Source organism: Gilliamella sp. W8136 (assembly GCF_016101285.1).
Classification (GTDB): Bacteria; Pseudomonadota; Gammaproteobacteria; order Enterobacterales; family Orbaceae; genus Gilliamella; species Gilliamella apicola_N.
In genome coordinates this window covers 1-15,338 of record NZ_JACFQU010000015.1, presented here as the reverse complement: position 1 = coordinate 15,338, position 15,338 = coordinate 1, and the positions used below count along the sequence as shown (strand labels likewise).

The 15,338-nt window shown below is 35.1% G+C and carries 15 protein-coding genes and 1 pseudogene; 13 read left to right on the top strand and 3 right to left on the bottom strand.

The window, feature by feature from the left end; all coding sequences use genetic code 11:
- Nucleotides 1-21 precede the first annotated feature (21 nt).
- The 3 genes from H3T96_RS10770 (at nt 22) to kdgR (ending at nt 2,145) form a co-directional block, all read left to right on the top strand.
- On the top strand, nt 22-816 hold the full coding sequence (locus H3T96_RS10770; protein ID WP_144092667.1) for a gluconate 5-dehydrogenase: 795 nt from the start codon (nt 22-24) through the stop codon (nt 814-816).
- Nucleotides 817-912: 96 nt separating this feature from the next.
- Complete coding sequence (locus tag H3T96_RS10765) at nt 913-1,233, top strand: cupin domain-containing protein (RefSeq protein WP_065601995.1); 321 nt, start codon at nt 913-915, stop codon at nt 1,231-1,233.
- A 117-nt stretch (nt 1,234-1,350) separates the two neighbouring features.
- Nucleotides 1,351-2,145: a DNA-binding transcriptional regulator KdgR gene (gene kdgR / locus H3T96_RS10760; RefSeq protein ID WP_086271719.1), complete on the top strand. Its 795-nt coding sequence runs from the start codon at nt 1,351-1,353 to the stop codon at nt 2,143-2,145.
- Between the two features lie 6 nt (nt 2,146-2,151).
- Here the strand turns inward: kdgR and H3T96_RS10755 are convergent, their stop codons facing one another.
- The 3 genes from H3T96_RS10755 to tusB form a co-directional block, all read right to left on the bottom strand.
- Nucleotides 2,152-3,258 carry an anhydro-N-acetylmuramic acid kinase gene (locus H3T96_RS10755; protein WP_144092586.1) on the bottom strand — a complete coding sequence of 369 codons (1,107 nt, stop codon included), beginning with the start codon at nt 3,256-3,258 and terminating at the stop codon, nt 2,152-2,154.
- 4 nt (nt 3,259-3,262) lie between these two features.
- Nucleotides 3,263-3,826 (bottom strand): L-threonylcarbamoyladenylate synthase type 1 TsaC, encoded by a 564-nt coding sequence (tsaC, locus tag H3T96_RS10750; protein ID WP_144092584.1) that lies wholly within the window; start codon nt 3,824-3,826, stop codon nt 3,263-3,265.
- Between the two features lie 163 nt (nt 3,827-3,989).
- Entirely contained in the window at nt 3,990-4,271 is a 282-nt protein-coding gene (tusB, locus tag H3T96_RS10745) for a sulfurtransferase complex subunit TusB (RefSeq protein ID WP_086271722.1), read from the bottom strand.
- Nucleotides 4,272-4,405: 134 nt separating this feature from the next.
- Between tusB and tsaE the strand changes: the two genes are divergently transcribed.
- The 10 genes and pseudogenes from tsaE (at nt 4,406) to purT (ending at nt 15,112) form a co-directional block, all read left to right on the top strand.
- Nucleotides 4,406-4,873 carry a tRNA (adenosine(37)-N6)-threonylcarbamoyltransferase complex ATPase subunit type 1 TsaE gene (gene tsaE, locus H3T96_RS10740; RefSeq protein ID WP_065738149.1) on the top strand — a complete coding sequence of 156 codons (468 nt, stop codon included), beginning with the start codon at nt 4,406-4,408 and terminating at the stop codon, nt 4,871-4,873.
- A gap of 67 nt (nt 4,874-4,940) precedes the next feature.
- A pseudogene (locus H3T96_RS10735) lies at nt 4,941-5,645 on the top strand (N-acetylmuramoyl-L-alanine amidase); the annotation flags it as partial.
- A gap of 20 nt (nt 5,646-5,665) precedes the next feature.
- Nucleotides 5,666-7,525 (top strand): DNA mismatch repair endonuclease MutL, encoded by a 1,860-nt coding sequence (mutL, locus tag H3T96_RS10730; protein ID WP_144092582.1) that lies wholly within the window; start codon nt 5,666-5,668, stop codon nt 7,523-7,525.
- Nucleotides 7,522-8,433 (top strand): tRNA (adenosine(37)-N6)-dimethylallyltransferase MiaA, encoded by a 912-nt coding sequence (gene miaA / locus H3T96_RS10725; protein WP_086326193.1) that lies wholly within the window; start codon nt 7,522-7,524, stop codon nt 8,431-8,433. The genes mutL and miaA overlap by 4 nt, the downstream gene beginning before the upstream one ends.
- A gap of 304 nt (nt 8,434-8,737) precedes the next feature.
- Entirely contained in the window at nt 8,738-8,983 is a 246-nt protein-coding gene (gene hfq / locus H3T96_RS10720; RefSeq protein WP_065738153.1) for an RNA chaperone Hfq, read from the top strand.
- A 21-nt stretch (nt 8,984-9,004) separates the two neighbouring features.
- A complete protein-coding gene (hflX, locus tag H3T96_RS10715) occupies nt 9,005-10,300 on the top strand; it encodes a ribosome rescue GTPase HflX (RefSeq protein WP_144092580.1) in 1,296 nt (431 codons plus the stop codon).
- A gap of 23 nt (nt 10,301-10,323) precedes the next feature.
- Nucleotides 10,324-11,541, top strand: coding sequence for an FtsH protease activity modulator HflK (gene hflK / locus H3T96_RS10710; RefSeq protein ID WP_144092578.1), 1,218 nt, complete (start codon nt 10,324-10,326; stop codon nt 11,539-11,541).
- A 17-nt stretch (nt 11,542-11,558) separates the two neighbouring features.
- On the top strand, nt 11,559-12,521 hold the full coding sequence (hflC, locus tag H3T96_RS10705; protein WP_144092665.1) for a protease modulator HflC: 963 nt from the start codon (nt 11,559-11,561) through the stop codon (nt 12,519-12,521).
- Nucleotides 12,522-12,540: 19 nt separating this feature from the next.
- Entirely contained in the window at nt 12,541-13,839 is a 1,299-nt protein-coding gene (locus H3T96_RS10700) for an adenylosuccinate synthase (protein ID WP_065602006.1), read from the top strand.
- A 91-nt stretch (nt 13,840-13,930) separates the two neighbouring features.
- The gene (gene purT, locus H3T96_RS10695; protein ID WP_144092576.1) at nt 13,931-15,112 is read left to right on the top strand and encodes a formate-dependent phosphoribosylglycinamide formyltransferase; all 1,182 of its coding nucleotides are present in this window, start codon (nt 13,931-13,933) and stop codon (nt 15,110-15,112) included.
- Nucleotides 15,113-15,338: the final 226 nt, after the last annotated feature.

Here is a 15,338-nt window from a genome sequence, read left to right as displayed (position 1 = left end):
ACGGAGAATATAATTATGTCGATTTTAAATAAATTTTCACTCAATAACAAAATAGCGCTGGTAACCGGCGCTTCATATGGCATCGGTTTTGAGATAGCAAAATCATTAGCGAGTGCTGGAGCGAAAATCGTATTTAATGATGTGGTACCTGAAAATTTACAAAAAGGCCTTGATGCTTATAAAGAGGCTGGTATTGATGCACATGGCTATCTATTTGATATTACAGATGAATCGGTTGTTGAAAAATCCATTGCTCAAATTGAAAAAGAACATGGTGTGATTGATATTTTAGTGAATAATGCTGGCATTATTCAACGCAAATCAATGCTTGAAACAAGTGCTGCTGATTATCGAAAAATTATTGATATCGACCTTACCGGTCAATTTATTATGGCAAAAGCGGTTCTTCCTTCAATGATCAAAAAAGGCAGTGGTAAAATTATTAACATCTGTTCAATGATGAGTGAGCTTGGCCGTGAAACGGTTGTTGGTTATGCCTCCGCTAAAGGTGGTTTAAAAATGTTAACTAAAAACATCTGTTCTGAATTTGGTCATGCCAATATTCAATGTAATGGTATTGGTCCGGGTTATATTGCCACTCCTCAAACTGCACCATTACGTGAAAAACAAGCAGATGGTTCTCGTCACCCATTTGATCAGTTTATTATTGCTAAAACACCTGCAGGACGATGGGGTACTCCTGATGATTTAGCCGGTGCAGCCGTATTTTTAGCATCTGAAGCTTCAAATTTTGTCAACGGTCATATTCTTTATGTTGATGGTGGTATTTTGGCTTATATTGGTAAACAACCTTAATTAAATAAGCTTAAAAATTAGTTAATTTAAGAGATAATAAAATAAAGATATATTTTTATTATCTCTTGTTTATTTTATGAATTTAGGAGTCATGTCATGTTTTGTTTTAATTCGGATATTGAATTAATTGATTTAGGAAATGGCGTTAAACGTAAAGTTTTAGCGCATGATGGTAATATGATGGCGGTTGAAGTTCATTTTGAAACAGGCGCTATTGGTGCAATGCATCATCATCCACACGAACAACTCACTTATGTTTTATCGGGTGAATTCGAATTTACTATTGGTGATGAAACCAAAATTGTTCGTACTGGCGATACGTTATATAAAAAGCCTAATATTGAGCATGGTTGCGTTTGCAAACAAGCGGGTGTGTTGCTTGATATGTTTACTCCGCAGAGATTAGATTTTTTATAAAATAGCTAGTAACGACTCATTATTAATTATGATATACTTTCGATAGTTTTTATTTGTTCTAGTTGATCGTTTAATAATAGAATAATGACTAATTTTTAGTAAGGAGATGTGCTAATAATGAATGATAGCTCACCAGAATCGGTTGCTTCGGTTTTAAAAGTTTTCGGAATTTTAGAAGCTTTATCTGAATCTAAAGACATTGCTATATCAGAATTATCGCAAAAAGTAATGATGCCAAAAAGCACAGCTTATCGATTTTTACAAACCATGAAATCATTAGGTTATGTTAATCAAGAAGAAGATTCAGATAAATATTCTCTTAATTTGAAATTACTTGATTTAGGTAACCGTGTGCTTTATCACCAAAACTTTTTAGCTATTGCTGATTTAGAGATGAGAAAGTTAAGGGATAAAACAAAAGAAACGATTCATTTAGCCGTTCGTGAAGGTGACCAAATTATCTACATTAATAAAGTGGCATCAGAACAATATAGTCTGTGTTTAACGTCTAAAATAGGTAATCAAGCGACTGTTCATGCTAGTGGATTAGGTAAAGTATTATTAGCTTGGTTAGATGATGAAAGCAAAAAAAGCTTAGTTGATGGTATAGATTTTGTTCAATACACACCTAAAACTATTACAAGTAAAGAGGCATTTTTTGCTGAACTTGATGAAGTTAAACGTTTAGGCTACGGCAAAGATGATGAAGAATCTGAGCTTGGTTTACGTTGTTTTGCGGTACCCATTTATAATCGTTTAGGCAATATTATTGCTGCCTTAAGTCTATCAACCTCAATTTTTAGATGCAGTACTGAGGAAGATGAAGCTAAACTAGTGAGTGAAATTAGTCAAGCTGCAGCAAAAATATCTGAATTAATTGGTTATAATAAGCAGTCAAAATCATCAGATTAACGATAATTATTGATAAATAACCCCTAAACTTACTGCTTGGCTTGCTCCTGTTACTTCTGGAATATTTGATGGAAGATTATTGATTTTACAATAAGCAAGCCAAGCAAAAGCAATCGCTTCCATATCATCACCATTTATGCCTTTTGTATCTGTTGTTAATACTGTCCATGACGGAAGCAATCGAGATAAACGCGCCATAAGAAGAGGGTTTTTTGCGCCACCTCCACACACTAACAGCTCACAAGATAATCTATTTTCTATTGGTAATTTCTTTATTTCATTGGAAATAGATAAAGCAGTCAACTCAACTAAAGTTGCTTGGATATCGTGCGCAGCTAAATTGAAGCCTGCTAATTTATTGTGTAACCAAGGTAAATTAAATAGTTCTCGACCCGTACTTTTAGGTGCAGGCATTTGAAAATAATTTTCCTTATAAAGATAATCTAATAAATCTTGGTTAATGTTCCCCGTTTTTGCCCATAATCCATCTTGATCATAGTTTTTACCTAACTGCTCTTTGATCCATCCATCGAGTAATACATTACCTGGACCTGTGTCATAACCTATTACAGGATATTGAGGTATTAAAACAGTGATATTACTTATTCCTCCAATATTAAGTATCACACGATTGATATGTGGATCTTGCAATACAGCTTTATGAAAAGCTGGCACCAGTGGTGCGCCTTGACCACCATAAGCCATATCTTTACGGCGAAAATCTGCGATAGTGGTTATGCCTGTTTTGGCTGCAATAATATTGGCATCTCCAATTTGCATGGTAAACGGATTTGCGCCACTTGGTGCATGGTAAATGGTTTGCCCATGACATCCTATAGCTGTAATTTGGTGTTTTTTTATCTGATTATCTTTTAAAAATTGATTTATGCTATCAGCAAAAAGCTGCCCAAGTATGTGATCAATTTCACCTAAATTTTGCAATGAGGTTTGTTTGGTTTCGCATAACGTCAGTAGAAGTTGTTTTAAATGGGCTGGCATTGGATAACAATCACTAGCGATTGATGTAACTTTTTTTTCTGTTATATTCACTAAAGCAATATCAATACCATCCATACTGGTACCAGACATTACACCAATATATAAATTTTGCATAATGTTATCCTTGTCGAATGATTTTACCCGTTCTTATATCTCTAATTTCAGAAGGTTGTAAGCGATGGCCGGTTTCACCGTTTAATACAGGAAAATCGTCCCCAAATTGTCTTTTGACTTCCAAAACAGTTCGACAGGGATTATGACCTGAAAGATTAGCACTTGATGAAACGAGTGGTTTACCAAATAGATCACAAAGCTGACAAACTAAAGGATGATCAGTGACTCGCACCGCGATAGAATCAAATTTACCCGTTAAAAAATAGGGAGTCGTTCTATTTTTGGGAAAAATCCAAGTGACTGGTCCGGGCCAGCTCGTAAATGCTAACTGCTTTTGTTCTTTATTAAGGGATGAATCATCAATATAAGGGAGTAATTGTTGATAATGACTTGCAATTAAAATTAGCCCTTTATCAATTGAGCGCTGCTTTAACTTTAGTAGGGTTAGTACAGCAGCTTCACTGTTAGGATCACAACCCAATCCAAAAACCGCTTCGGTCGGGTAAGCAATAACATCACCCTTTTTTAAACGATCATTACATTCTGATAGTGTTAATAAATTTGTCATTAAGATTTAAATGTTAATTAAAACGATTGAAAATTATATTAAACCTAGGGATTTAGATTTGCAAATTAGCTGAGATTAATTTAAAACATCACAATTATCGATAATAAAACACAATGATTAAGAATTAAAACTGACAGTTTGGGCAGGTTTACAAATAACCTTATTATTGCCAATTCATTTGTGGGTAATTGATTGCTGTTAATTCAACTGCTTGCTGCATATTGATAATTTTGACTCTTGGATCAATAAATGGCTGTAAACCACGTGCTTGAATATCATTATCAATAATGTAGCAATGTGCAGTTTTCTTGATAATTTCATCCAATAATGGATTATCTTGTAGCGCAATAATCACACCGTTTTGCCAAAATAAAACGGCATCTTGTTGCGATATTAATTGTGTATCTACGATTGATTGATTAGCGGTTGAAATAGTATGTAACATAATTCTCACTTTTTATACTGAAACGTATAGTTAACCTGAAACTTTTTGACAGAAAAGCAAGTTAATCTTGCTTGGTACATCTTTAATGGTTATTAGTATATAATAAGGACTATTTATTGAGCAAAGAATTCATCATGAAACCTATTATTTTAGCCGATGAGCAAGCAACCATTTCATTGGGTGGCAAACTTGCTAAGCAATGTTTAAACTATTTATCCACACATGATGATACGATAGTTATTTATTTAATGGGTGACCTTGGTGCAGGTAAAACCACATTTAGTCGTGGATTTTTACAACAATTAGGTCATATAGGTAATGTCAAAAGTCCAACATATACTTTAGTTGAACCTTATCAGTTTAGTGATTTCTCTGTTTATCATTTTGATTTATACAGGTTAATTGATTCTGAAGAACTTGAGTTTATGGGTATTCGTGAATATTTTTCTTCGCGTTCGATCTGTTTAGTTGAATGGCCTGAACAAGCACAAGGTATATTACCAAGTGCTGATCTCGAAATTCATTTGGCTTATTTAGCCTGTGAGCGAACGGCTTGTGTGCAAGCAAAAAGCGAAAAGGGTCGAACTATTATTAATCTTTAACAATAAACATTAACGGTAAAAGATCATGAAAAAATTACTTACTTTCTTAATGTTATTAGTGTTTTGTAGTTCAGCTTATGCAACTAAAGTAGTGATCGCCGTTGATGCAGGGCATGGTGGTAAAGATTCTGGTGCAATAGGTCAAAGTAATTTATATGAAAAGACTGTTACGTTTTCAATTGCCAAAAAATTGACTAATTTGTTAAATAAAGATCCTAGTTTTAAAGGAGTATTAACCCGGAGCAGTGATACTTTTATCTCGGTTCCCCAGCGTTCAGACATTGCTCGAAAAAATAAAGCTAATTTATTAGTTTCAATTCATGCTGATGCAGCGCCAAATCGTAATGCAACTGGCGCATCAGTTTGGGTTTTATCGACCAAACGAGCCGATACTGAGCTTGGTCGATGGCTTGAACAAGATGAAAAAAAATCTCAATTATTAGGCGGGGCTGGTGATGTTCTCGCTGACGATAATAATCGTCACTTAAATCAAGCGGTGTTAGATTTACAATTTTCTTATTCTCAGCGAGTAGGTTATGAATTAGCAACGCAAGTTTTAAAATCAATCAAAAGTGTAACTAATCTTCATAAAAATCTGCCGGAACATGCAAGTTTAGGTGTTTTACGTTCACCTGATATCCCATCGATTTTAATTGAAGTTGGTTTTATTTCTAACCAAGAAGAAGAGCGTCTGTTAAGCAGTAATGCCCATCAAGATAAGATTGCTAAAGCCATTTATCAAGGTATAAAAAACTACGTAAAACAGAACCCTAAATTTGGAGAACAACATTAATGGCAATCCACATTCTATCTCCCCAATTAGCAAATCAAATTGCAGCAGGTGAGGTAGTAGAGCGCCCCGCATCGGTTATTAAAGAATTAGTTGAAAACAGCCTTGATGCGGGCAGTACTCAAATTGATATAGATCTTGAGCAAGGCGGCTGTAAATTAATTCGTATTCGTGATAATGGTTGTGGAATTAATAAAGATGAATTAGCCCTTGCTTTAGCTCGTCATGCAACCAGTAAAATCAGTACGTTAGATGATTTAGATGCAATTATTAGTCTTGGATTTCGTGGCGAGGCATTAGCAAGTATTAGTTCTGTTTCTAGATTAACATTAACATCGAGAACCGCTGAACAGTCTGAAGCATGGCAAGTTTATGCGGAAGGTCGAGATATGACGCCAACTATTAAACCAGCGGCTCATCCCATTGGCTCAACAGTTGAAGTTCTTGACCTATTTTATAATACTCCAGCAAGGCGCCGTTTTTTAAAAACAGAAAAAACCGAATTTATGCATATCGAGGAATTTGTACGTCGCATTGCACTGGCTCGTCCTGATGTCTCTTTTAATTTGCAACATAACGGTAAATTGGTTAAACAGTATCGAGCATCAAAATTAGAAAAAAGGGTGGAATTAGTTTGCGGCCGAGCGTTTATGCAAAAAGCGGTAAAACTGGATTGGCAACACGATGATTTAGTGATTCAAGGCTGGGTTACTAGTAGTGAAAGTAGCGAACTGCAATACTTTTATGTTAATGGTCGTGTCATAAAAGACAAATTGCTCAATCATGCATTGCGACAAGCTTACAATAGCCGTACTCATGAACAACAGAGTTATGTTGTATTTTTACAAATTGATCCTAAGCAAGTCGATGTTAATGTACATCCAGCAAAACACGAAGTTCGTTTCCATGAAGCGAGATTAGTACATGATTTTGTTTATCAAGCAATTGTCATGGCACTTGAATCAAATCAACAGCTCGCATATAACGAAAAAATGGTAATGGCTCCAAATCGACAAGCTGCTGGTGAAAACATCTTTAATCAAAAAATCGAAACTGAGCAGAAAAATTATCCAACAATTGGCTCGTTACCTAAAAAACCAATTAATCATATTAAAGAAAATGCAATTTATGGTCAGTTAGTCGAAACGAAACCAAAAGTTGAATTAGAAAAAACTCAGCCACAATCCTTTCAATCGACAGAAGATAAGGATGCAATAACCGCATCACAACAGGCAGTTATTGAGGCACTATTTCCTAAACGAAATGTGCCATTACAATCATTACAACAACAACTTGACAGTTCATCGTTAGTGCAATTTGGCCGAGTATTAACGGTCATTCAATCTGATGTGGCATTGCTTGAAAAGTATGAAGATAATCAGCAAAAATTAATGTTGATGAAATTACCGGTTGCCCAACAAAAAGTAACGGCAATTAAATTATTATCTCAAGAATCTGAAAAATTATTAATTCCTTTAACGATATTAATTGATCATAAAGAACAGCAAGTTTTTACGAGTTATCAAAAACAATTAAATTTTTTAGGTTTTGATTTTTATGTAGATAAAGCAAAATTACATTTACAAAGTGTGCCAAAAATGTTGCGGACTATGAATTGGCAACAAATCTTGCCAGCATTAATTAGTTTTTTATCAGAATCAGAACAAGTAGTATTAGATCCAACACAAATAGCTAATTGGTTAGCCAATCAATATGATGACGGCCATGCAGTATGTTGGAGCGTAGCGAAAGTGATTCAGTTATTAGCTCAGTTAGAACAGATAGATATTAATCTGTTACAGCAACAAACATTTTTATATCCAGTTAATATACAATTATTTACTCAATCGATTTTATCATGAACAAACCAAAAATTATTTCTTTAATGGGGCCGACTGCATCTGGTAAAACGGCATTTGCTATGGCTCTTTATGAGCGTTATCCTATTGATATTATAAGTGTTGATTCAGCGCTCATTTATCGTGGCATGGATATTGGAACAGCAAAACCAACAAAAGCAGAGCTACAGAAATATCCACATAAATTGATTGATATTTGCGATCCTGCACAAAGCTATTCGGCAGCTAATTTTCGGCATGATGCGATTGTCGAAATCGAAAAGACTCTAAGTAAAGGACGTATTCCATTGTTAGTCGGTGGCACCATGTTATATTTTAAAGCGTTAATTGAGGGGTTGTCACCGCTTCCTGTTGCTAACACGGAAATACGTAAACAAATAGAGGAAAAAGCCAATAAAATGGGGTGGCAAGCGATTCATGAAGAATTGCAAAAAGTTGATCCAGTATCGGCTGAGCGTATCCATCCTAATGATCCACAGCGCCTAAATCGTGCTTTGGAAGTTTATCTTATTACAGGTAAAAGTTTAACTGAGCTAACCCAAGAAAGTGGTGAAGCTTTGCCATATGATGTTATGCAATTTGCTATCATGCCAGATGATAGGGCTGAACTTCATCAGCGTATTGAGCAGCGTTTTTTACAGATGTTAGATCAAGGTTTTGAAAATGAGGTCAAGACGCTTATGCAACGATCTGATTTACATTTAAACTTACCCTCTATACGCTGTGTTGGTTATCGCCAAATGTGGGAATACTTAAATGGAGATACCAGTTATGATGAAATGGTATTCAAAGGAATTTGCGCGACTCGTCAATTAGCAAAACGGCAAATTACCTGGCTTCGTGGTTGGAAGCAGCCTATAACGTGGTTAAATAAAAATAATATGGAAAATATTTTCAATCATCTCTTTTAATTTCAAATAGATATTTTTGTTGCTTATTCCTTGGTCTTTTTATTTATTGATAGTTTATTTAGTTTTGTTAAAATATTTTAAGTTAATGAGGCGGTTTCGTATATTTTTTTGTCTAGTTAATGTAAATTTATTAAAATTTTAGTTATTTGTGCATAAATTGCTATTGATCGGTTCAAGTGCCGTCTTTTTTATGTTATTTTGGTATTTACTTACGTAAATATTCTATAATTGCAATTACAGTAGATATTTATTTTTGAAAATATAATTTCAATCTTCATATTATTTCATTTTAAAGGATAATCTCATGTCAAAAGGGCAGTCATTACAAGATCCTTATTTGAATTTGCTTCGTCGCGAGCATATTCCTGTATCAATTTATTTGGTTAATGGTATTAAATTACAAGGTCAAATCGAATCATTCGATCAATTTGTTATATTACTAAAAAATACTGTAAGCCAAATGGTTTATAAACATGCTATCTCAACAGTTGTACCATCAAGATCAATTTCTGGATTAGTATCTCAGCCAGAAGAGGAAAATGGAAACTGATTAAATCAGCGGAGAATCTGATTGTTTGAGCGATATAAGGGCGGAGAATCTGCCTTATTAGTCCATGTTTTCCTTCCTCAAGAAAGCGATATCGAGGATCTAAAAGAGTTTGAAGTATTGGTTACTTCTGCTCAAATAGAGATTCTCGATATTGTGACAACATCAAGAAAAACACCTCAAGCCAAATATTTTATTGGTGAGGGTAAAGCCCTAGAAATTGCAGAAAAAGTTAAAGAACTACAAGCTTCAGTTATTTTAGTTAATCATACATTGACGCCTACTCAAGAACGGAATCTAGAAAAACTATGTGAATGTCGCGTTGTGGATCGAACTGGTTTGATTTTAGACATTTTTGCTCAACGAGCAAGAACGCATGAAGGTAAATTACAAGTTGAATTAGCACAATTGCAATATTTATCCACTCGTTTAGTCCGCGGATGGACACATTTAGAACGACAAAAAGGTGGTATTGGTTTACGAGGACCTGGTGAAACACAGTTAGAAACCGATAGACGTTTGATTCGTCATAGAATTCAGTTAATTTTATCAAGATTGGCTAAAGTAGAAAAACAGCGTAATCAAAATCGTCAATCAAGAAATAAAGCCGATTTATCTACGGCATCTTTAGTTGGATATACCAATGCAGGTAAATCAACACTATTTAATGTTCTAACGAATGCCGATGTTTATGCGGCTGATCAGTTATTTGCTACACTTGATCCTACCTTAAGAAGGATTACAGTCGATGATGTAGGCGAAGTGGTATTGGCTGATACCGTAGGTTTTATTCGTCACTTACCTCATGATCTGATTGCGGCTTTTAAAGCAACATTGTTAGAAACGCAAGAAGCCGCTTTATTGTTGCATGTTATAGATGCGGCGGATCCTAATATGTTGGATAATATACATGCAGTAGAAGAAGTACTATTTGAAATTGATGCACATGATATTCCAACATTGTTAGTAATGAATAAAATTGATTTAATTGAAGGTAGACAGCCAAGTATTGATCGTGATGAAGAAGGAGTCCCAATTCGTGTTTGGATTTCTGCACAAAATGGTTTAGGATTAGATCTATTATTTATAGCATTAAAAGAAAGGCTTGCTAAACAGATTCAAGTTTGCCAGTTGAATTTACCAGCTCATTTGGCAAAACTCAGAAGTCGTTTTTACCAGTTAAATGCAGTAGAACGTGAATTTATTAATGATGATGGTAGTTTTCGACTAGATGTGAGAATGCCGTCTATTGAATGGAATCGTCTCTGTAAACAGGAGCCAGATCTGTTATACTTAATTAATACGCAAAATAACAACTAATCGTTAAATGGAGCATATAAAATATGGCGTGGAATCAGCCCGGAAATAACGGACAAGATAACGATCCATGGGGAAGTAACAACAAAAAACTTTCCAATTCAACAAATGATATATTGGATAAAATTAAAGATTTTCTAAAAAAAGGTAATTTAGGCAATAACAATGGTGGTTCATCAAAAACTAAATTACCGATGAGTCCATCAAAAATTATTGCTATAGCATTTATTGCTATAATTTTTATCTGGGGTCTAAGTGGGTTTTATACCATTAATCAAAGTCAGAGAGGCGTGATTACCCGCTTTGGTCAAGTTCAACCTGAAATTGTTCAACCTGGATTAAATTGGAAACCTACCTTAATCGATAAAGTCTATGTTGTTGACACCCAAGGTACTCGAAATTTCAATGTTCAAGGCTTTATTGTTACTACAGGTGAAAACCTTGTCTTTGTTGAGATGAATGTACAATATCGTATCAGCAACCCATTAAAATATTTATTCAATGTTACTAATGTTGAAGATAGCCTACGCCAAGCTGCAGATAGTGCCCTTCGAACCGCTGTAGGTAGCTCTAATATTGATGCTATCATTTCCGATGGTCGTTCAATTCTTGAAAGTAGCACCAGAGATGAACTTGTTAATGTAATAACCCATTATGATATGGGAATTAATATTGTTGATTTAAACTTCCAAGTGGCTCGTCCACCGGATGAGGTTCAAGATGCCTATGATGATGCAATTCGTGCTCAAGGCGATAGTGAGCGTGAAATCAAACAAGCAGAAGCTGATAAAGTCCAATTAGTTCAGCAAGCTGAAGGTAAATCGGCAAGAATTTTAGCTGATGCTAATGCCTACAAAGTTCGAGTAGAACTTGAAGCGGCAGGTGATGTTGCACGTTTTGAACAAATTTTACCGCAATATAAAGCAGCTCCTGAAATAACTAAAGAGCGTTTATATATTGAAACGATGGAAAAAATATTAGAGAAAACTAATAAAGTCATCGTTAGTGATAAAAGCGGTAATTTAATGGTGTTACCATTAGAACAATTATTAAAAAATAAAAGCGAAAAAGTATCTACACCAACTGTAAATCAAAATAGTGACTATAATTTTAATATGCCAAGTTCTTCTGAAGCGATAAAAAGTATACCTCAAACAGCAAGTGAATCACAAAAAAGTGCCACAACAAGTAACAGTAGTTCTACTGGTAACACAGCAAGAACTATGCGAACTATGGGACAATAATAAGGAGAAAGATGAATATGCGTAAATTATTGATTCCTGTTGTTTTAATTTTAATTGGTATGTTCTTTTCCAGCGCTTATGTGATAGAAGAAGGGACACGTGGTGTTGTTTTAAGATTTAATAAAATTATTGGATTATCTAATCCAGGATTACATTTTAAAGTTCCGGGTATGGATAGCATCAAAGTTATTGATGCAAAAATTCAAACAACTAATAGTTCTAATAACAGCAAAGAACAACGATTTTTTAACGTACAAAAGAAAGAATTGATTGTTGATTATTTTGTTCAGTGGAAAATTGTTGATTTTAACCGATATTATGAAACAGTTGCTGGTGGTAATAATGTTGAAGATTTACTTTTAGCGCGTTTAAATGGTCGTCTAAGAGCTGAAATCGGTAAATTAAGCAATAAAGACATTATTAATGATTCTAACGCTGATACTAAATCACGAAATTCTTTGATGATTCGAGTTAAAGATGCTTTAAATGGCAATCATCAAGACTCAGTTGACTCAGCACCAATTGACAAATTGGTTGCTGACACTCAAAAAGATCCTGAAAGCAATAAAACCAGCCTAAGAGCATTTGGTGTTGAAGTCATTGATGTGCGAATTAAACAGATTAACTTCCCTGCTGAGGTTTCTGGTTCCATTTATGCAAGAATGCGAGCAGAACGTGAAGTTATTGCACGTGATAAACGTTTTGAAGGTGTTAGAAAAGCTGAGGAAACAAGAGCAACAGCTACACTTGAAGCAACCAAAATATTATCAGAAGCAGAGCGTCAATCTCGTATTATCCGCGGTGAAGGTGATGCTAATGCGGCAAAACTATACGCTGATGCCTTTGGCAAAGATATGGTGTTTTTTAGTTTTATTCGTAGTTTAAAAGCGTATGAACAAAGCTTTACAGGCAATGATGTGATGGTCATTAGTCCTGATAGTGAGTTTTTCCAGTATATGAAATTGAAATCAAATAAATAACAGAATGAGTAAACAGTCTATGAGTAATAATGTTGTTGTGTTAGGTACACAATGGGGTGATGAAGGCAAAGGTAAAGTTGTCGATTTACTTACTGAAAAAGCAAAATATGTTGTTCGTTATCAAGGCGGACATAATGCAGGTCACACATTAGTTATTAATGGTGAAAAAACTGTACTACACTTAATTCCATCAGGAATTCTGCATAATAATGTTATTAGTATTATTGCTAATGGCGTAGTGCTTTGCCCTGATGCTTTAATGAAAGAGATGAAAGAACTTGAAACTAGAGGTATCCCCGTTAAAGAAAGACTACTCATCTCTGAATCGTGCCCATTAATTTTGCCTTATCATATTGCATTAGATCAAGCTCGAGAAAAAGCTCGTGGTAATAAAGCTATTGGTACTACTGGTCGCGGCATTGGACCTGCTTATGAAGATAAAGTTGCGCGTCGTGGACTTCGTGTCGGGGATTTACTTGATAGAGCGGTATTTGCTGAAAAATTAAAAGAAGTGATGGAATACCATAACTTTCAATTAGTTAATTACTATAAAGCCGATGCAGTTGATTATCAGAAAGTTCTTGATGACACATTAGCAATTGCTGATACTTTAGTGTCTATGATTGCCGATATTCCTGCACTTTTAGAAGATGCACGAAAAAAAGGCGAAAAAATTATGTTCGAAGGAGCACAAGGTACATTACTTGATATTGATCATGGTACTTATCCTTACGTGACCTCTTCTAATACAACCGCAGGTGGAGTAGCAACTGGTTCTGGTTTTGGTCCTCGTTATGTTGGTTATGTATTAGGGATTGTTAAAGCCTACTCCACACGAGTTGGGGCAGGACCTTTCCCTACAGAATTATTCGATGAAACGGGTGAATACCTTTGTAAACAAGGGAATGAATTCGGTGCAACAACAGGTCGTCGTCGTCGTACTGGATGGTTAGATGCGGTTGCTGTTCGAAAAGCAGTACAACTTAATTCTGTTTCTGGATTTTGTTTAACAAAACTGGATGTACTCGATGGTCTTAAAGAAGTTAAAATTTGTGTAGGCTATCAATTACCAAATGGTGATGTAATAAAAAATGCACCAGCAGCAGCTGAAGATTGGAGTTTAGTAAAACCAGTTTATGAATCAATGCCTGGTTGGAGTGAATCAACATTTGGAATCAAGAACTATGATGCACTACCACAAGCTGCAAAAGCCTATATCAAACGAATTGAAGAATTAACGGAAACACCCGTTGATATTATTTCAACAGGTCCGGATCGTAGTGAAACCATGATTTTACGAGATCCATATTCAGTATAATTTTAAATTAAGAAAAATCGGGATAATTATCCCGATTTTTTATTTTAAGCTAATTAACAAAGTATAATGATTAAACCTATAAGAGGATATTATGACAAAAATAGGGACACCATTATCACCTAGTGCAACAAAAGTTTTACTTTGTGGCGCTGGAGAACTAGCTAAAGAAGTTGTGATTGAATTACAACGATTAGGTTGCGAAGTTATTGCTGTTGATCGTTATGCTAATGCCCCCGCGATGCAAGTTGCACATCGTTATCATATAATCAATATGTTAGATGGTGATGAACTAAGAAACGTCATTGAAACTGAAAAACCTGATTATATTGTTCCTGAAATAGAAGCAATTGCCACTGATACCTTAGTTGAGATGGAAAAAAAAGGTTTTACTGTAATCCCAACGGCCAAAGCCACTCAATTAACAATGAATCGTGAAGGCATACGTCGCCTTGCGGCTGAAAAATTAAAGTTACCGACTTCACCTTATCGTTTCGCTGCAAATAAAACAGAATTTAAACAAGCGATAACAGAGATCGGTTTTCCTTGTTTTGTCAAACCAATTATGAGTTCTTCTGGTAAAGGTCAATCATTATTACGAAGTGAAGTCGATATTGATTCCTCATGGACCTATGCTCAAGAAGGCGGTCGAGTTGGTGAGGGAAAAGTAATAATAGAAGGCTTTGTGGATTTTGATTACGAAATTACCTTACTTACTGTCAAACATATCAATGGTATTTCATTCTGTGAACCTATCGGTCATCGTCAAGAAAAAGGGGATTATCGAGAATCTTGGCAACCACAGCAAATGTCTAATCAAGCCTTAAATCTAGCAAAAGAAATTGCAACAAAAATAACTGAAGCGCTAGGAGGACGAGGTTTATTTGGTGTAGAATTGTTTGTAAAAGGTGATCAAGTTTGGTTTAGTGAGGTTTCCCCTCGTCCACATGACACAGGTTTGGTGACATTAATATCTCAAAACTTGTCCGAATTTGCATTGCACGCCAGAGCTATATTGGGATTACCTATTCCTAATATTGAACAATACGGAGCTGCAGCTTCAGCAGTGATTTTAGTAAATGGTTCTTCAAAACAAGTTACATTTGCTAATTTAGAAAAAGCATTACAAGAACCACATACAGATATACGTTTATTTGGTAAACCTGAAGTAGAAGGTGTAAGACGAATGGGAGTCGCATTGGCGAAAGCCGAAACGAATTCCGAAGCGGTAAATAAAGCAGTAAGTGCAGTTAAACAACTCAAAATAACGCTATAACGCACTGTTTTGAATAAAAAGCAATCAATCAATTCAAAAATAGCAAAATTTCTAAAATAGGGGTTGACGAGTGCAAGTGAAGTGAGTAACATACGCAACCCTTGAGACAGCAAACTAAATAACAAAACATTTAGTTAAATGAAAAAGCTGTCAGCTCTTTAAAAAGAAGAAACAGACAATCTGTGTGGGCACTTGCGAGACGAAAGATTAAAGTCTACGGACTAAA